The sequence below is a fragment of the gamma proteobacterium symbiont of Scutellera amethystina genome (assembly GCF_059730845.1).
Genome location: NZ_AP035935.1, coordinates 2,671,724 through 2,690,437 on the forward strand (window position 1 = coordinate 2,671,724; position 18,714 = coordinate 2,690,437).

Genomic DNA, 18,714 nt, shown 5'->3' on the forward strand with positions numbered 1-18,714 from the left:
TCTCTCCTGTTGCTGCGTGCTGATGATCAGCCTTCTTGGCTGTCTGGATTGCGCGGCATTATACGCTGCCCGCGTCCGCTTGGTTACCCTTTAGCGTAGACAGCGCCAGAAATTTCGACAGTTTCAGAACAATTTCCCGCCAGTGAGGCCAGCAGAGGGTTCAGAAGCCCGGCACAGCGGTACCGGGCTGGCGGATTAGGATGCGTGGCTGATTTTTGCCAGCTGCTGGAAGTAATCCGGGAAGGTTTTCGCCGTACAGCCGGGATCGAGAATGGTTACCGGCGTGTCGGACAGCGCAACCAGCGAGAAACACATCGCCATACGGTGATCGTTGTACGTGCCGATATCGGCGTGCTGTAACTGCGCAGGCGGTGTGACGCGAATAAAATCGTGCCCCTCTTCCACTTCCGCCCCGACTTTACGCAACTCGGTCGCCATGGCCGCCAGGCGATCGGTCTCCTTTACGCGCCAGTTATAGATGTTGCGCATCAGCGTGGTGCCTTCGGCAAACAGCGCGGTGGTAGCGATTGTCATTGCCGCATCCGGAATATGGTTCATGTCCATATCAATGGCGTTCAGCGCACCGCGCGTGCAGGCAATATAATCGTCGCCCCACTCGATCACCGCTCCCATCTTCTCCAGCACATCGGCAAAACGGATGTCGCCCTGCACACTGTTGCGGCCAATCCCGGTAACGCGCACCGTGCCGCCTCTGATTGCCGCAGCGGCAAGGAAATAGGACGCTGACGACGCATCGCCTTCCACCAGATAATCACCTGGCGACTGATACTGCTGCTGACCTTTCACCACAAAGCGCTGATAGTGCTGATTATCAACGTCCACGCCAAAGCAACGCATCAGGTGCAGAGTGATATCAATGTAGGGTTTGGAAACCAGCTCGCCTTTGATGGTGATCGTGGTGTCGTTCTGTGCCAGCGGCGCGGTCATCAGCAGCGCCGTCAGGAACTGGCTGGAAACGCTGCCATCGACACTGACTTCGCCGCCGGTAAATCCGCCGTTCAGACGCAGCGGCGGATAGTCGGTTTGTTCGAGGTAATCAATGCGCGCGCCGCCCTGCCGTAACGCATCGACCAGATGGCCGATCGGACGCTCTTTCATGCGCGGTTCGCCGGTCAGCACCACCGACTGCTCGCCGAGGCACAGTGCTGCCGCCAGCGGACGCATCGCGGTTCCGGCATTGCCCAGGAACAATTCCAGCGGCTGTTCGGCACGCAGCGGTCCACCATTGCCGACCACTTCACACACGGTGCGATCGGCTGACAGGGTATAGCTGACGCCCAGCGCCTGCAGCGCATTAAGCATGTGTTTAACATCATCGCTGTCGAGCAGGTTGGTCAGGCGCGTGGTGCCGTTCGCCAGCGCGGCCAGTAACAGGGCGCGGTTTGATACGCTTTTTGAGCCCGGTAAGTTTACCGTGCCGTCAACGCGGGCAATCGGCTGTAAAGTCAGGGAGTCCTGCATGTGAAACCAAATCTCCAGAAATACGAGACCCTGTCCAGTGACAGGGTCTGATGCCAGCCGGGCAGGCTGGCACTAAAAAAGATAATTAACCGTGACGACGTTCGAAGTCGACCATGAATTCGGTCAGCGCTTTAACGCCTTCCAGCGGCATCGCATTGTAGATCGAGGCACGCATACCGCCAACCACACGGTGCCCCTTCAGCGCATGCAGGCCCGCCTTCAGTGATTCTTCAAGGAACACCTTATCCAGCGCAGCATCGGCCAGCTGGAAAGGCACGTTCATCCGGGAACGGTTTTCACTGGCGACGTCGTTACGGTAGAAGCTGCTGCTATCAATCACGCCGTACAGCAGATCGGCTTTCGCCTGATTAACCTTGTCCATCTCTGCTACACCGCCCTTCTCTTTCAGCCATTTGAACACCAGGCCGGAGAGATACCAGGCAAACGTCGGCGGCGTGTTAAACATCGAATCGTTTTCGGCCAGCACTTTGTAATCGAGAATGGAGGGCACCCAACGCTGCGCTTTGCCCAGCAGGTCATCACGCACTACCACCAGCGTCAGGCCAGCGGGACCGATGTTCTTCTGCGCGCCGGCATAAATCACGCCGTAGCGGCTGATGTCGAGCGGGCGGGACAGGATGGTGGAAGAGAGATCGGCCACCACCACTTTATCGCCGAAGTCTGGCTCTTCATCGATGGCAATACCGTCGATGGTTTCATTCGGGCAGAAATGCACATAAGCAGCATCATCGCTGAGCTGCCATTCACGCATCGGTAACAGTGCGCGTTTACCCTCACGGGTGGTTTTGATGTCAATGGCGTTCGGCGAGCAGAATTTTTCTGCTTCTTTAATAGCACTGTGCGCCCAGTAGCCGCCGTCGATGTAATCCGCGCGGCTGGCATCGCCCAGCAGGTTGCCCGGGATTGCCGCGAACTGCGCACGCGCGCCGCCATGGCAGAATAATACTTTGTAGTTGGCCGGGATTTTCAGCAGATCGCGAAAATCCTGCTCCGCCGCTTCCGCGACTTCAATAAACTCTTTGCTGCGGTGACTGATTTCCATCACCGAGGTGCCTAAGCCATGCCAGTTTGTCAGTTCTTGTTCTGCACGACGAAGCACTTCCACCGGCAGCATTGCCGGTCCGGAGCTAAAATTATAAACCTGCGCCATTTCCCCTCACCATTGTCATATCGAACGGTTATGAATACCCCATCGGTTTTATCATTGCCTCCGGATGGCTGCAATCATTTATCCGGCAGCGATCACATTTCCAGAGCCCGCTCCACCGCAGCTTATGTCACAAATGTAATAAGCCACGGAATTTTGTGAGGCAGCCCGGTGAAGTAAAATCAGACAGCTGCCAGAGCGCGAAAAAGCCGTAACAATGCGTTGAGAAATTTGGCGGAGCAATAGCGAAGCAGGCGCAAAACCCGTATTATTGCGCGCTTTACGCCCAACCATCGACTTGAGAGAGCGCCACCATGACGCAAACGTTTATTCCAGGTAAAGACGCCGCACTGGAAGACTCCATCGCACGCTTCCAGCAGAAACTGCAGGATCTGGGTTTCAACATTGAAGAAGCTTCCTGGCTGAACCCGGTGCCGCACGTCTGGTCTGTGCACATTCGCGACCGCGACTGCCCGCTCTGTTTTACTAACGGTAAAGGCGCCAGTAAAAAAGCGGCGCTGGCCTCAGCGCTGGGCGAATATTTTGAGCGCCTCTCAACCAACTACTTCTTTGCCGATTTCTGGCTGGGTGAAACCATCGCTAACGGCGACTTCGTGCACTACCCGAACGAGAAATGGTTCCCGCTGAGCGACGATGACAGCCTGCCGGAAGGCATTCTGGATGCGCGCCTGCGTAAGTTTTACGATCCGGAACAGAGCCTGAGCGCGTCCGACCTGGTGGATCTGCAGTCTGGTAATGCCGATCGCGGTATTTGCGGCCTGCCATTTACCCGCCAGTCCGATCAGCAAACCGTGTACATTCCGATGAACATCATCGGCAACCTGTATGTGTCTAACGGCATGTCCGCTGGCAACACCGCCAATGAAGCGCGCGTACAGGGCTTATCCGAAGTGTTTGAGCGCCATATTAAAAACCGCATTATTGCGGAATCCATCAGCCTGCCGGAAATTCCTGAAGCGGTGATGCAGCGCTATCCTGGCGTGGTAGAGGCCATCAATCGTCTTGAAGCGGAAGGTTTCCCGATTTTCTCCTATGACGCTTCGCTGGGCGGCAACTATCCGGTGATCTGTGTGGTGCTGTTCAACCCGGCTAACGGCACCTGCTTTGCCTCTTTTGGCGCCCATCCGGACTTTGGTGTCGCGCTTGAACGTACCGTCACCGAACTGCTGCAGGGCCGCGGCCTGAAAGATCTCGACGTGTTTACCCCGCCCACCTTCGATGATGAAGAAGTGGCTGAACACGCTAACCTTGAAACCCACTTCATTGATTCCAGCGGTCTGATCTCCTGGGATATGTTCAAAGACGATGCCGACTATCCCTTTGTCGACTGGAGCTTTGCCGGCACCACCCATGAAGAGTTCGATACGCTGATGGCGATCTTCCGTGCGGAAGATAAAGAAGTGTATATCGCCGACTACGAACATCTGGGCGTTTACGCCTGCCGCATTATCGTACCGGGCATGTCTGATATTTACCCTGCCGAAGACCTGCTGCTGGCGAATAACAACATGGGTGCATCACTGCGTGAAACGCTGTTATCCCTGCCGGCAACCCAGTGGCAACCCGAGGAGTATCTGGCGCTGATCGAACAGCTGGATGAAGAAGGTCATGATGACTTCACCCGCGTGCGTGAACTGCTGGGGCTGGCGACCGGCAAAGACAACGGCTGGTTCACGCTGCGTATTGGCGAGCTGAAAGCGATGCTGGCGCTGGCCGGTGGCGATCTGGATCAGGCGCTGATTTGGACGGAATGGACCATGGAATTCAACCAGTCGATCTTCAGCCCTGAGCGTGCCAATTACTACCGCTGCCTGCAGACTCTGCTGCTGCTGGCGATGGAAGAAGATCGCGATCCGCTGCAGTATCATCGCGCGTTTGTGCGCATGTATGGCGAAGCCGCCGTCGACGCCGCTTCGGCTGCCATCAGCGGTGAGGCACCGTTCTACGGTCTGCAGGTGGTTGACCGCGATCTGCACGCGTTCCCGGCGCATCAGGCACTGCTGGCCGCGTATGAAAAATTACAGGTGGCAAAACGTCGTTACTGGTCTGCGAAATAAATCGGCGCATTTTGTCTGTGACCAATTAGCCTGAAAATTAACGGGCACTGGCAGTATCCAGTGCCCTTTTTTATGCCGCTGAAAATTCATCGGGCGCAGAAAATAATAAATAACAATTCACTATCATTGATAAACAGCATTTAACAAAATAATGCTGAAGCCAGCCGCACTTTCAACTTATTTTGCATAAATTAAAAATTATTTATTGAATTAATTTCAATAGCTTAACTGAATTTTTGGCCATTTTGCGGCTTTGCTTAACCCTGCCGTTTCGGCAAATATGATCCACATCAACTCCTGACCTATACTCCTTTGTTAGTATCTTTACAGACAATTTCTGGAGAGCGTTAGTGTGAAAGCTGACAACCCTTTTAATTCATTATTACCGGCGGCGATGGCAAAAGTCGCAGAAGATGCCGGTGTCTATAAAGCGACGAAACATCCCTTAACCACCTTCTTTCTGGCTATCACTGCTGGCGTCTTTATTTCCATTGCCTTTGTGTTTTATATCACCGCCACCACCGGCAGCGGCACTATGCCGTATGGCATGGCCAAATTGATCGGCGGCATCTGCTTCTCACTGGGTTTAATGCTGGTGGTTGTTTGCGGCGCTGATTTGTTTACTTCAACGGTGCTGATCGTGGTGGCAAAAGCCAGCGGACGCATTACCTGGCTGCAACTGGGTCGTCACTGGCTCAATGTCTACGTTGGTAACCTGTGCGGCGCGCTGTTTTTTGTGGCGCTGATTTGGCTGGCCGGTGAGCATATGGTCGCAAATGGTGCCTGGGGATTAAATGTCTTACAGACCGCCGACCACAAAATGCATCATACGTTTATCGAAGCGGTAAGCCTCGGTACACTGGCTAACCTGATGGTGTGTCTGGCGGTGTGGATGAGCTACTCCGGCCGTAGCCTGCTCGACAAAATGGTAGCGATGATTTTACCGGTTGCGATGTTTGTAGCCAGCGGCTTTGAGCACAGCATCGCCAATATGTTCCTGATCCCGATGGCCATCATGATTCGCGATTTTGCCAGCCCGGAATTCTGGCAAATGACCGGTGCCAGCGCGGCGCAATTTCCTGCACTGGGCATTGGCGATTTTATTGTTAATAACCTGATTCCCGTAACCATCGGCAACATCATTGGCGGCGGTCTGTTAGTCGGGTTGACCTATTGGGTTATCTATCTGCGCGACGGTGAGTCCGCGCACTGAGTCATTAAGTACGGGCGTGCTGAGCAGCGCGCCATACGTTACAGTCTCCCTAAATAAGGCAGGTATATCATGTCCGAACTGAATGAAAAAATGGCGTCAGCCTGGGAAGGATTTAGCGCCGGTGAATGGCAGAACAGCGTCAACGTCCGTGACTTCATCCAAAAAAACTACACGCCGTATGAAGGTGACGAAGCATTCCTCGCCGGCGCGACGCCAGCCACCACCAAACTGTGGGACAGCGTGCTGGAAGGCATCAAAATTGAAAACCGTACCCATGCACCGGTTGATTTCGACACTGATTTAGCGTCCACCATCACCTCACACGATGCGGGCTATATTAATAAATCGCTGGAAACCATCGTTGGTCTGCAGACTGAAGCTCCGCTAAAACGCGCCATTATCCCGTTTGGCGGCATTAAAATGGTGGAAGGCTCCTGTAAAGTTTACGGCCGCGAGCTGGACCCGGCGCTGAAGAAAGTTTTCACCGATTACCGCAAAACCCACAACCAGGGCGTGTTTGACGTTTACACCCCGGATATCCTGCGCTGCCGTAAATCAGGCGTGCTGACCGGTCTGCCAGATGCATACGGCCGCGGTCGTATTATCGGTGACTACCGTCGCGTCGCGCTGTACGGCATCGACTTCCTGATGAAAGACAAAGTGGCTCAGTTCAACTCACTGCAGAGTGACATGGAAAATGGCGTTGATCTCGAAGCCACCATTCGCCTGCGTGAAGAGATTTCTGAGCAGCACCGCGCACTGGGCCAGATCAAAGAGATGGCCGCCAAATATGGCTTTGATATCTCTCTGCCAGCCACCACCGCGCAGGAAGCAGTACAGTGGACCTACTTCGGTTACCTCGCAGCAGTGAAATCACAAAACGGTGCCGCGATGTCGTTTGGTCGCGTGTCCACCTTCCTCGACGTTTACATCGAGCGCGATATCAAAGCCGGTAAACTGAGCGAAGAGCAGGCGCAGGAGCTGATTGACCATCTGGTGATGAAATTGCGTATGGTGCGCTTCCTGCGTACGCCGGAATACGATGAGCTGTTCTCTGGCGACCCAATCTGGGCCACTGAATCACTGGCTGGTATGGGCGTTGACGGTCGTACGCTGGTGACGAAAAGCACCTTCCGCTTCCTGAACACGCTGTACACCATGGGTCCATCACCGGAACCAAACATGACCATCCTGTGGTCTGAGAAACTGCCGGTTAACTTCAAAAAGTATGCGGCAAAAGTCTCCATCGACACCTCATCGCTGCAGTATGAGAACGATGACCTGATGCGTCCGGACTTTGACAATGATGACTACGCCATCGCCTGCTGCGTGAGCCCGATGATTGTCGGTAAACAAATGCAGTTCTTCGGCGCACGTGCCAACCTGGCTAAAACACTGCTGTACGCAATCAACGGCGGTGTGGACGAGAAGCTGAAAATGCAGGTCGGCCCGAAAGAAGCGCCAATCACTGATGATGTGCTGGATTATGACACCGTGATGGCGCGTCTGGACCACTTCATGGACTGGCTGGCAAAACAGTACGTCACGTCACTCAACATCATCCACTACATGCATGATAAGTACAGTTATGAAGCCGCGCTGATGGCACTGCACGACCGTGACGTTTATCGTACCATGGCGTGTGGTATCGCAGGCCTGTCTGTCGCCGCGGACTCACTTTCAGCGATTAAATATGCCAAAGTGAAACCGGTCCGTGACGCCGATGGTCTGGCAGTTGACTTCGAAATTGAAGGTGAATATCCGCAGTTCGGTAACAACGACCCGCGCGTGGATGACCTGGCCTGTGACCTGGTCGAACGTTTCATGAAGAAAATTCAGAAACTGCAGACCTACCGTAATGCGGTGCCAACGCAGTCGGTACTGACCATCACCTCCAACGTGGTATACGGTAAGAAAACCGGTAACACCCCGGATGGTCGCCGCTCCGGTGCGCCATTTGGACCAGGTGCCAACCCAATGCATGGCCGTGACCAGAAAGGTGCTGTCGCTTCACTGACTTCCGTGGCCAAACTGCCATTTGCCTACGCCAAAGACGGTATCTCTTATACCTTCTCTATCGTACCGAATGCGCTGGGCAAAGATGATAACGTGCGTAAAACCAACCTTGCTGGCCTGATGGATGGTTACTTCCACCACGAAGCCAGTATCGAGGGCGGCCAGCACCTGAACGTTAACGTCATGAACCGTGAAATGCTGCTGGATGCCATGGAGCACCCTGAGAAATATCCACAGCTGACCATCCGCGTTTCCGGTTATGCCGTACGTTTCAACTCGCTGACGAAAGAGCAGCAGCAGGATGTGATTACCCGTACCTTTACTCAGTCGCTGTAATCCTCCTCATTGTAATCGAAAGGCTCCTGCGGGAGCCTTTTCTCCACAAGCCAGTTTTGCCAGTCTGCTTTTGCAGGCAGTCTGGCAAAACCGACTTACATCCTCAGAGCACAACACAGATTGTGCCGCCTGCGCGCCAGGCTGAACCGGAGAATACATCGCAATGTCAACCATCGGTCGTATCCACTCGTTTGAATCCTGCGGCACCGTTGACGGTCCCGGCATCCGTTTTATCACCTTCTTCCAGGGCTGCCTGATGCGCTGCCTGTACTGCCACAACCGCGATACCTGGGACACTCACGGCGGTAAGGAGATTACCGTCGATGAGCTGATGAAGGATGTGCTGTCGTATCGCCACTTTATGAATGCGTCTGGTGGCGGCGTGACGGCATCCGGCGGTGAAGCCATTCTGCAGGCTGAATTTGTGCGCGACTGGTTTCGCGCCTGCCAGGCCGAGGGCATCCATACCTGCCTCGACACCAACGGCTTTGTGCGCCGTTACGATCCGGTGATCGATGAACTGCTTGATGCAACTGACCTGGTGATGCTCGATCTCAAGCAGATCAATGATGATATCCATGAGATTCTGGTCGGCGTGTCAAACCACCGCACGCTGGATTTCGCCCGCTATCTGCAAAAGCACGGTAAAAGGACCTGGATTCGCTATGTGGTGGTGCCGGGTTATTCGGACGATGACGATTCGGTGCATCGCCTTGGTGAATTTACTAAAGACATGACTAACATAGAGAAAATCGAGCTGCTGCCTTATCACGAACTCGGCAAGCATAAATGGATTGCGATGGGTGAAGAGTACAAGCTGGAAGGCGTGAAGCCGCCAACGAAAGAGACCATGGAGCGGGTGAAAAATATTCTTGCCGGTTACGGCCACAACGTCATGTATTAAGACGGTTGGCCTGCAGCTGAAGCTTTACCGGTAAGAAACAGAGCGTTACCGCCGGGACATTTGCGACAGGTTGCGAATGTCCCGTTTAAGCACTGCCATCAGGCATGCGCCACCGGTGTTGCATGCTGATCGGCTTTACGCAGCAGCATCACCAGATAGACCAGCGCCACCACCGCAATCATCACAAACAGCAGGCGATCGGAATAGTTCTGCATCAGCATTGCGGTCATCCCCGGCCCGACCAGACTGCCAACGGTATAACTGAACAGCAGCGCCTGATTCATCGCCACCAGTTCATGATGCGCTACCGTTTCACACGCCCAGGACATCGCTACCGGATAAAGCGTAAAGCCAGCCAGCCCCAGCACAAACAGTGCCGGCGCCATTGCCGTTCCGCTCAGCATAGCAATCGCACCCAGAATCACCACGAACACCTGCACGCGCAGCACCATCAGGCGACCAAAGCGGTCGGCCAGACGCCCTACCGGCCACTGACCGACAATCCCGGCACTGACCAGCAGCGCCATCCAGTAACCCACGGTGGCATCGCTCATGCCCTGATGCGAAAGATAAAGCGGCATCAGGCCGTAGAGCGAACCGAGCACGATACCGGAGATAATGCAGCCGTTGATACCTAACCGCGAGCTGCGGCGGCGCAGCATGCTCCAGATACGCCCGGTTGAGGCTTCTTCAGTAGCCGCACCGGCGTTGACCTGCACAAACACCACGGGCAGCACGGCACAGACGATCAGCGCGCTCACCCAGGGAATGACGTGCAGCAGTTCTGTCGAGACACGGCTCACCAGCAGCTGACCGGCAACGGTGCCAAGATAGTAGATGATCATGTAAGCGGCCAGCAGCTGACCGCGATTGCGCACGGTACCGCTGCACAATAGTGCACTCTCAACCACCACCCAAATCAGTGCACAGCCTACGCCCGCTGTGAAGCGCAGCAGCGTCCAGCTGTAAAAGCCGTCCAGCAGCACCATGCCCATGGTTGCCAGCGCAAACAGTACGCTGGCAAGGTAAAAGCAGCGATTAAAGCCATAGCGATTAATCAACCAGCCCGCCAGCAAGGTGCCCAGTAAGTTGCCGGTGTAATAAGCAGAGCTCGCCATGCCCACCTGCCAGGTCGGCAGTTGATCGTGAGTGAGCCACAGCGGCACCAGCGTATTAAGCACAGCAATAGACACCGTCATCAGCATTAAGCCGCAAAGCAGCAGCAGGACGGGGCGCGACCAGGTTGACATAGGGAATAAAACCAAAAGAAATGAACAGATTTGCGCGCAGTTTGCCATTGACGATGGCAAAGTCAATGTGCAAAAAAACAGCGCCGCACATTTTGCTGCTGAACAATTTATTATTTTTATCTTCAGCGGGTTACAGGGCTTGAGAAAGGTCTTATATCTGAATCTATCTACATGAATTTATACATTTTTGATGGTTTGACGCGCAACGATGACGATAACGTTTATTTCTGATTAATTCCGGTTAAAAAATAATGGCTGACGCGCTTAAGAAATAAAAAACCCGGCCTGAGCCGGGTTTGTGCATGAATGCCTGTTAGCCGATATATTCCAGCCCGCCCATATACGGGCGCAGCACGTCCGGCACTGTAATACGACCATCCGCCTGCTGATAGTTTTCCAGCACGGCCACCAGCGTACGCCCCACCGCCAGGCCTGAACCATTCAGCGTGTGCACCAGACGCGGTTTTTTGTCCGTTTTGCTGCGGCAGCGAGCCTGCATGCGGCGCGCCTGGAAATCCCACATATTCGAGCAGGAGGAGATTTCACGGTAGGTGTCCTGCGCCGGCAGCCAGACTTCCAGGTCATAGGTTTTGGCTGAGCCGAAGCCCATGTCGCCGGTGCACAGCAGCACTTTACGGTACGGCAGGTTCAGCAGCTGCAGCACTTTCTCCGCATGGCCGACCAGCTCTTCCAGCGCGTCCATGGAGGTTTCCGGTGCGACGATCTGCACCATCTCCACTTTGTCGAACTGGTGCATACGGATCAAACCGCGCGTATCGCGTCCGTAAGAACCGGCTTCGGAACGGAAGCAAGGCGTGTGGGCAGTGAGTTTGATCGGCAGAGATTCCTCTTCAACGATCTCATCGCGCACCAGGTTAGTCAGCGGCACTTCGGCGGTCGGGATCAGCGCATAGTTGCTGCTGCCTGCTTCTTCGCCCAGCGGTTTGGTATGGAACAGATCCTCACCAAATTTTGGTAACTGACCGGTACCGTACAGCGTCTCGTGGTTCACCAGATATGGCACGTAAGTTTCCAGATAACCGTGCTGCTGGCTGTGCAGATCGATCATGAACTGGCTCAGCGCGCGATGCAGACGAGCAATCTGGCCCTGCATCACGATAAAGCGCGAACCGGTCAGTTTCACCGCCGAGGCGAAATCCAGCCCTTTGACCGCTTCACCCAGCTCTACATGGTCTTTCACCGGGAAATCGAATTGGCGCGGCTGGCCCCAGCGGCTCACTTCCTGGTTTTCGCTGTCATCTTTACCCAGCGGCACTTCGTCGGCCGGCAGGTTAGGCAGCGCAAGCGCAAAGTCACGAATTTCGTTCTGCAGGGTATCCAGCTCTGCTTTCGCCGCATCCAGGCGTTCGCCCAGCGCGTTCACTTCCTGACGCAGCGGCTCGATATCTTCCCCACGTGCTTTGGCCTGACCGATGGATTTGGAGCGGGAGTTACGCTCAGCCTGCAGGTTTTCAGTTTCTACCTGCAAAACCTTACGACGCTCTTCGAGGGAGCGCAGCGTATCCACATCCAGTTTAAATCCCCGGCGTGCCAGTTTTTCTGCGACTGCGTCTGGCTCATTACGCAGCAGATTGGGATCGAGCATGCTTATCCTGTGTAATAAAAGGTTGATTGAACGAATGGAGGGATGCATTCCACCGGAATGCATTGAAATCCTTGCTCACCTTACCGTAACGCGTTTATCAGCGGTAGCGTTTTATCGGGCTATTTTGATCCTGTTCAGCAAGCCAGGCGAGTTTTTCACCGATCTTGCTTTCAAGGCCACGATTGGTGGGTTGATAGTAGCGCGTCTGCGCCATTTCCGGCGGGAAAAACACCTCGCCGGCCGCATAGGCATTGGGTTCGTCATGCGCGTAACGGTACTCTTTGCCGAGGCCCATTTCTTTCATCAGCTTCGTCGGTGCATTGCGCAGATGTTCCGGCACATCGTAATCCGGGAACTCACGTGCATCACGCATCGCCGCTTTGAAGGCGGTATAAACAGCATTGCTTTTTGGCGCACAGGCCAGATAAACAATTGCCTGGGCAATTGCACGTTCCCCTTCCGCAGGCCCGACGCGGGTAAAACAGTCCCACGCGGCAATTGCTACCTGCATGGCGCGCGGATCGGCATTACCGACATCTTCCGAAGCAATCGCCAGCAGCCGCCGCGCCACGTACAGCGGATCGCCACCGGCAGTGATGATGCGCGCGTACCAGTAAAGCGCCGCATCCGGGGCTGAACCACGAACCGATTTGTGCAGTGCCGAGATGAGATCGTAAAAGCGGTCGCCTTTGTTATCGAAACGCGCCGCGCGTTCACCCGACACTTCATTCAGCAGCTGTGGCGTTAGCTCCCGCTGTCCCTGCGCATTGAGCTCAGCCATATCGGCCATCATTTCCAGCGTATTCAGTGCGCGTCGTGCATCACCATTGACCAGTTCAGCGATCATGCGCCGGGTATTGTCCGGTAACAGAATATCGCTGTCGCCGTAACCGCGCGTTTTATCCTGCATCGCCTGATCCAGCACCTGTTCAATATCCGCGCTGGTCAGCGATTTAAGCAGATAAACGCGGGCGCGCGACAGCAGTGCCGAGTTCAGTTCAAAAGAAGGATTTTCCGTGGTTGCGCCAATGAAGGTGATGGTGCCGTCTTCGATGTGTGGCAAAAACGCATCCTGCTGGCTCTTATTGAAGCGATGCACCTCATCAACAAACAGAATAGTGCGACGCCCCACCTGGCGATTCTGCCGCGCGCGCTCAATGGCCTCGCGGATCTCTTTAACGCCGGAAGTCACCGCTGAAATGCGTTCGACATCGGCTTTGCCGTAATGCGCGATGATCTCCGCCAGCGTGGTTTTACCGGTACCCGGCGGTCCCCATAAGATCATGGAGTGCAGCTGACCCGCTTCAATAGCGCGCGGCAACGGCTTACCGGCCGCGAGCAGATGCTGCTGACCAATATATTGCTGCAGCGTCGCTGGCCGCATACGCGCAGCCAGCGGTCTGAACTCATTTGACGGTGCAAAATCCAGCGACAGGTTACTCACCCTCACCTCACTGACGTTGATCGTCCACCGTTACCCCTTTTGGCGGCGTAAAGGTGAATTTATCCGGGCTGATAGCGCCGTTTTTCTGGCTCTTCAGCTGATAGCTGCTGCGCTGTCCATCCTGCTCAATCGCGCTGAACTGATTGATGGTGCCTGCGGAAGTAACATTGATGGTGAACTGTTTCAGGTTGCCATCGCTGCTTTTAGGCGTCAGCTCAAAATTATCCCCCTGCTGCTTAATGTTGTACTGCTGCCAGTCAGAGGGCTGGTTACGCGCAATCAGCATAAACGGCGTGTTGCTGGTGGCATTCTGCAGCAGGCTTACGCTCGCCTGTTCCACAAAAGGATTATAGAACCACAGATTTTTACCGTCGGAGATAATCACGCTTTCGTCCGGTGCGGTCATATGCCAGTTAAACAGGCTCGGACGTTTCACCCACAGTTCGCCTTCGCCGTCCTGCACGTTTGCGCCGCTGCCGTCAGTCACCTTCTGGCTGAAGCTGGCATGGAAGCTGTTCACTTTATTAAGGCGCTGCTGCAGATCGCTGGAAGCATCCGCCAGGGCAGAAGAAGCAACAAAACCGGCCAGCAGGCCACAGGCAATAACGCGAAATTTCATCTGATACGATTCCTTATTCATGGTTTCCTGACACTTACTGCATTAACCGTAGTCGCCGCTCCGTCAGTTCGACAGGAGAAAAAGCCGAAAGCTCCCAATGATATGGGGATCGGACCACAGATAAACAACGGGCCAGTTTACACTGGCCCGGTAGAACACTGCGGAGAAAAGTCTTACATTTCGTGAGGTGGCGGTGACAGCACTTCACGGTTACCGTTGTGGCCTGGCTCCGAGACAATGCCCTGCGCCTCCATCTGTTCGATAATCCGCGCCGCGCGGTTGTAGCCAATACGGAACTGGCGCTGCACGCCGGAGATCGACGCGCGGCGTTTCTCCACCACGAACGCCACCGCCTGGTCAAACAGCGGATCCAGCTCTTCATCGCCGTCCAGGCCGCCAGCACCGCTTTCACTCTCTTCACCGGCGGTAATGCTGTCGATGTACTGCGGTCGCCCACGCGCTTTCCAGTCCTGCACGACCGCATGCACTTCCTGGTCACGCACAAAGGCGCCGTGAACACGTACCGGCATGGAGGAGTTAGGTGGCATATAGAGCATGTCACCCATACCCAGCAGGGATTCCGCACCGCCCTGATCGAGAATGGTACGCGAGTCAATTTTACTGGATACGGTAAAGGCAATACGCGTCGGAATGTTGGCTTTAATCAGGCCAGTAATCACATCCACCGACGGACGCTGGGTAGCCAGCACCAGGTGAATACCTGCCGCACGGGCTTTCTGTGCCAGGCGCGCGATCAGCTCTTCGACCTTCTTGCCCACCGCCATCATCAGGTCAGCGAACTCATCAACCAGCACCACAATGTACGGCAGTTTTTCCAGCACCGGCGGCGTGGTGTCCATGCTGTCGCCCGGTTTCCAGAACGGGTCCGGAATTGGCCGGCCCATAGCGGCCGCCTGCTCGATCTTCTCGTTATAGCCAGCCAGATTACGCACGCCCAGCGCAGACATCAGCTTATAGCGGCGCTCCATCTCGACCACACTCCAGCGCAGCGCGTTGGCCGCGTCTTTCATGTCGGTGACCACTTCCGTCAGCAGATGGGGAATGCCCTCATACACTGACAGCTCGAGCATTTTCGGGTCGATCATGATAAAGCGCACTTCTTCCGGCGTGGCTTTATACAGCATGCTGATGATCATGGTGTTGACGCCAACCGACTTACCGGAACCGGTGGTACCGGCCACCAGCAGGTGCGGCATCTTCGCCAGATCGGCCACCACGGGCTGACCAGAGATATCTTTACCCAGCACCACCGACAGCGGCGAAGGGTTGTCGCGGAACTTATCGCAGTCCAGCACCTCACGCAGATAGACGGTCTGACGATGTTTATTGGGGAGCTCCAGGCCGACATAAGGCTTGCCCGGAATCACCTCAACCACACGCACCGCAACGGCAGAGAGCGAACGTGCCAGGTCACGCGACAGGTTAGAAATACGTGCGGCCTTGACGCCTGGAGCCAGATCCAGTTCAAAGCGGGTGATTACCGGCCCTGGAGAGATGCCCACCACTTCGGCTTTCACGCGGTAATCCGCCAGACGCGCTTCAACCAGACGCGCGGTCTGTTCCAGTGCGAACATATCCACCGGTTCCTCTTCGGCCGGCGGCGACGTCAGCAGATCCAGCGTCGGCAGCGGCGTGGAAGGTTTCTCCAGCGGCTGTTCGTGACGTACCAGGAAGGGGTGGAACAGGCTGTCCTGCGCAGGGGCGACCGGCTTCGGCGTCTCAGCCGGCGCGGCGTAAACCTCGTCGTCTGGCGTTGACCACGGGCTGGTTTCCTCACTCAGCGATGCGGGTACCGCCGGCTCAGGTGCCGCTGGCTGCTGCCACTGGGCCGGAGCATCCGGCTCTGGCGTGGCGGCAATGGTAAACAGCGGTTCGCTTGGCGTGTCATCAACCAGGTCTTTCATCGGAGAGAAATCAAATGCTGCTGAGGTATCCAGATTAAATACCGGCGCGCTCTCCTGCTCAGGCTGGCTGTAACGCTGTTGCTGCTGATGAGCAAACTGCTGCGCCAGCTGGGCCTGCTGCAGCGCATCTTCATCTTCTTCCTCTGCCGGCTGCTGCTGCCAGCTGTCACCGTACCGCTGCTGCTGCTGCTGCTGCGAATGGAACGCTTCGCGCAGCTGGGCTTCCTGCAACGCAGCGTTATCATCATCGTGCGGCTGTGGCACTTGCCAGCTGGCGCTGATTTCCGGCTGCTGCTGGTCGGCCTCTTCACGGGCCTTCTCTTCTGCCATGCGTTGCGATGGCAGTTTGATACCGTATGAGGCCAGCTCACGCCGGGTTGGCAGCTTAACTTTGTTAGGACGCGGCAGTTCCGGGCCAATACCCTGTTTCACCTGCGGGTTGTAATCGCGCTCCGACACCACATCAAAGGCTGGCGTGTAAGCCGCAGAGCGGGCAGCAGCGGCGGCCGTCGCTGAACCGAGTGCGGCAGCGGCTGCCGTATTCAGCGGTGTGGCGGCCTGATCGGCACTCTGCCAGTTACCCATGCGCGGGCCATCATCTTCTTCAGCGAGCGAAAAGGCGTCGGCGGCCGGTGACGCAGGCACTTCGAAGCGATATAACGGGGGAGCCGCTGGCGTGGGCTCTGCTGGCGTGGGCTCTGCTGGCGGAATAGCTTGCGCCGCAGGCGCACTGGCAACGGATACCGATGCCGGAGCAGCCGCAGTCAGCTGTGACGGCGCAGGTTGTGGAGCTACGTTTACCGCCGGTGCGGATGGCTCAGGCGCAGCGACGGCCGGCGCCTGACGTGCGGCGTCACTGGTGGCGGCCAGCGCAGCCGCGGTAGCCGCACTGGCTTTCGCCAGCAGAGGATCGTCGCTGGCGACTTCAGCCACAGGTTCCGCTACCTGTCGGGGCTTAGCCAGCAGTACGTCATCTTCGTCGTCCTGAGCCGGCGCAGTGCGCAGTGGCGGAACCGCTTCGTCGGGGTGCGCCTCGTCGTAGTCGTCTTCTTCCTGCCAGGGTTCATCATGGCGCGAGCGGTTGCTGGCAAAGGTCAGCACGCCCATCACCACGCTGCCGATCTTCTCGGCAATCGCCAGCCAGGACCAGCCGGTATAAAGCGTGATACCCGCCGCCCAGACGCACAGCAGCGTCAGCGTGCCACCGGCACCGCTGAACCAGGGCGCCATCGCATTGCTCACCAGGCTGCCAATTACGCCGCCGGAGGCAAAATACCAGATATCGTCCACGTTCAGCGCAGCCAGTCCGCAGGTGGTCACCACCAGCGCCAGCACGCCAATCAGCCGCAGGCCCACCGCAAAATAGTCGATGTAATCCTGGCGATCGCGCTGACGGAAGGTGATCCAGCACAGACCAATAATCACTGGCGGAATGGCGTAGGCCATCACACCAAAAATAAACAGCAGGGTATCGGCCAGCCATGCGCCCACGCTGCCGCCCAGATTGTGGATCGGCTCGTGCCAGGCGGTTTGTGACCAGCTGGGATCGGAGGGATTAAAGCTAACCAGCGACACCATCAGATAGATGGCAAACAAGGCCACCAGGATGAGCAACGCTTCCAGCAGCCGACGTCCGCTGCTCAGTGGTTGTAATGAAACGTCTTTATCTTCTGTATATTCCTGGCTCAAGAGAACTCTCCAGGTGCCTGTAAATTAAGAAGGCAACAGCGCCAGGCTTGCCTGACGCTGGTCCTGTATGAATTCACAGGAGTGTACCGAAATCCTGCAAGCTTTGCACCTGCCCTGCGTTACCGGGTCTTAATCACCAGACGATTGCTCTGTTTGACCTCTTCCATCACCACGTAGGTACGGGTGTCGTTGACGCCCGGCAGGCGCAGCAAGGTCTCACCCAGCAGTTTACGGTAGGCGGACATATCCGGCACGCGGGTTTTCAACAGGTAGTCAAAGTCACCGGAAACGAGGTGACATTCTTGAGTTTCCTCAAGTTTTTGTACGGCGGCGTTAAATTGTTCAAACACATCCGGCGCGCCGCGATTCAGAGTAATCTCAACGAATACCAGCAGTGAAGCATCGAGATAGTGCGGGTTCAGCTGCGCGGTGTAGCCCAGAATGAAACCCTGACGTTCCAGGCGACGTACGCGTTCAAGACAAGGTGTTGGCGAGAGGCCGACACGTTTTGAAAGCTCAACGTTGGAAATACGACCGTCTTTCTGCAGTTCATTCAGAATATTTCTGTCGATCCGATCCAGATCTTTTCCGGGGCGTTTCTTGTTGTCTACCATTATTATTGTCTCTCTTAATTCCTTCCCTTTACCTGCCAAACCCTGAAAACGTTCAATGTTCAGGGCCTTACTGAAGTGAAGTCTTTAAGCCTGTGCAGTAACGCGACCATCCGTATGACGCATGCTGTCTGTCCACATCATGCGTCATTACCAATGTCAGGCTGAGTTTATTTGGCGAAATTGCGCAAAACAGAGCTGAAATTCTGTTTCGAACCGCTAAATTTTCTCTGCTTCTGACAATGTTTTCGCAAAAGCGCAGGCGATTGTCAAAGTAAAACATCCAAATTCAGTACAAGATGCCAGACAGCGTACTGGGTTGCTGTTTTTAAATGAGAATTTTTATACAGCTGCACCACAAATTGCCGAGCAA

General features: G+C 55.6%; 12 protein-coding genes. 4 read left to right on the forward strand and 8 right to left on the reverse strand.

All coding sequences use genetic code 11. From position 1 onward, the window contains the following. Positions 1 to 195: 195 nt before the first annotated feature. Together aroA and serC are read right to left on the reverse strand one after the other, a co-directional pair. Positions 196 to 1,482 (reverse strand): 3-phosphoshikimate 1-carboxyvinyltransferase, encoded by a 1,287-nt coding sequence (gene aroA, locus AC6I79_RS12525; RefSeq protein WP_058769547.1) that lies wholly within the window; start codon positions 1,480 to 1,482, stop codon positions 196 to 198. Positions 1,483 to 1,567: 85 nt separating this feature from the next. Next, entirely contained in the window at positions 1,568 to 2,653 is a 1,086-nt protein-coding gene (gene serC, locus AC6I79_RS12530; RefSeq protein ID WP_021508348.1) for a 3-phosphoserine/phosphohydroxythreonine transaminase, read from the reverse strand. Positions 2,654 to 2,964: 311 nt separating this feature from the next. Between serC and ycaO the strand changes: the two genes are divergently transcribed. The 4 genes from ycaO (at position 2,965) to pflA (ending at position 9,197) form a co-directional block, all read left to right on the forward strand. Beyond that, the gene (ycaO, locus tag AC6I79_RS12535; RefSeq protein WP_104092767.1) at positions 2,965 to 4,728 is read left to right on the forward strand and encodes a 30S ribosomal protein S12 methylthiotransferase accessory factor YcaO; all 1,764 of its coding nucleotides are present in this window, start codon (positions 2,965 to 2,967) and stop codon (positions 4,726 to 4,728) included. Between the two features lie 352 nt (positions 4,729 to 5,080). Then, positions 5,081 to 5,941 carry a formate transporter FocA gene (focA, locus tag AC6I79_RS12540; protein WP_021508350.1) on the forward strand — a complete coding sequence of 287 codons (861 nt, stop codon included), beginning with the start codon at positions 5,081 to 5,083 and terminating at the stop codon, positions 5,939 to 5,941. A 69-nt stretch (positions 5,942 to 6,010) separates the two neighbouring features. Continuing rightward, positions 6,011 to 8,293: a formate C-acetyltransferase gene (gene pflB / locus AC6I79_RS12545; RefSeq protein WP_058769544.1), complete on the forward strand. Its 2,283-nt coding sequence runs from the start codon at positions 6,011 to 6,013 to the stop codon at positions 8,291 to 8,293. A 163-nt stretch (positions 8,294 to 8,456) separates the two neighbouring features. After that, positions 8,457 to 9,197 (forward strand): pyruvate formate lyase 1-activating protein, encoded by a 741-nt coding sequence (pflA, locus tag AC6I79_RS12550; RefSeq protein WP_159378305.1) that lies wholly within the window; start codon positions 8,457 to 8,459, stop codon positions 9,195 to 9,197. Positions 9,198 to 9,295: 98 nt separating this feature from the next. Here pflA and AC6I79_RS12555 read toward each other — a convergent pair whose 3' ends face one another. The 6 genes from AC6I79_RS12555 to lrp all read right to left on the reverse strand — a co-directional run bounded on the left by AC6I79_RS12555 (position 9,296) and on the right by lrp (position 18,344). After that, the gene (locus tag AC6I79_RS12555; protein ID WP_058769542.1) at positions 9,296 to 10,447 is read right to left on the reverse strand and encodes an MFS transporter; all 1,152 of its coding nucleotides are present in this window, start codon (positions 10,445 to 10,447) and stop codon (positions 9,296 to 9,298) included. A 313-nt stretch (positions 10,448 to 10,760) separates the two neighbouring features. Then, positions 10,761 to 12,053 (reverse strand): serine--tRNA ligase, encoded by a 1,293-nt coding sequence (gene serS, locus AC6I79_RS12560; protein WP_058757768.1) that lies wholly within the window; start codon positions 12,051 to 12,053, stop codon positions 10,761 to 10,763. A 97-nt stretch (positions 12,054 to 12,150) separates the two neighbouring features. Continuing rightward, positions 12,151 to 13,497, reverse strand: a complete 1,347-nt coding sequence (locus AC6I79_RS12565) for a replication-associated recombination protein A (RefSeq protein ID WP_021508355.1) — start codon at positions 13,495 to 13,497, stop codon at positions 12,151 to 12,153. Positions 13,498 to 13,504: 7 nt separating this feature from the next. Further along, the gene (gene lolA, locus AC6I79_RS12570; protein WP_010618286.1) at positions 13,505 to 14,116 is read right to left on the reverse strand and encodes an outer membrane lipoprotein periplasmic chaperone LolA; all 612 of its coding nucleotides are present in this window, start codon (positions 14,114 to 14,116) and stop codon (positions 13,505 to 13,507) included. Positions 14,117 to 14,289: 173 nt separating this feature from the next. Further along, entirely contained in the window at positions 14,290 to 17,730 is a 3,441-nt protein-coding gene (locus AC6I79_RS12575) for a DNA translocase FtsK 4TM domain-containing protein (RefSeq protein ID WP_159378306.1), read from the reverse strand. Positions 17,731 to 17,849: 119 nt separating this feature from the next. Continuing rightward, a complete protein-coding gene (gene lrp, locus AC6I79_RS12580) occupies positions 17,850 to 18,344 on the reverse strand; it encodes a leucine-responsive transcriptional regulator Lrp (protein WP_006118610.1) in 495 nt (164 codons plus the stop codon). Positions 18,345 to 18,714 lie beyond the last annotated feature (370 nt).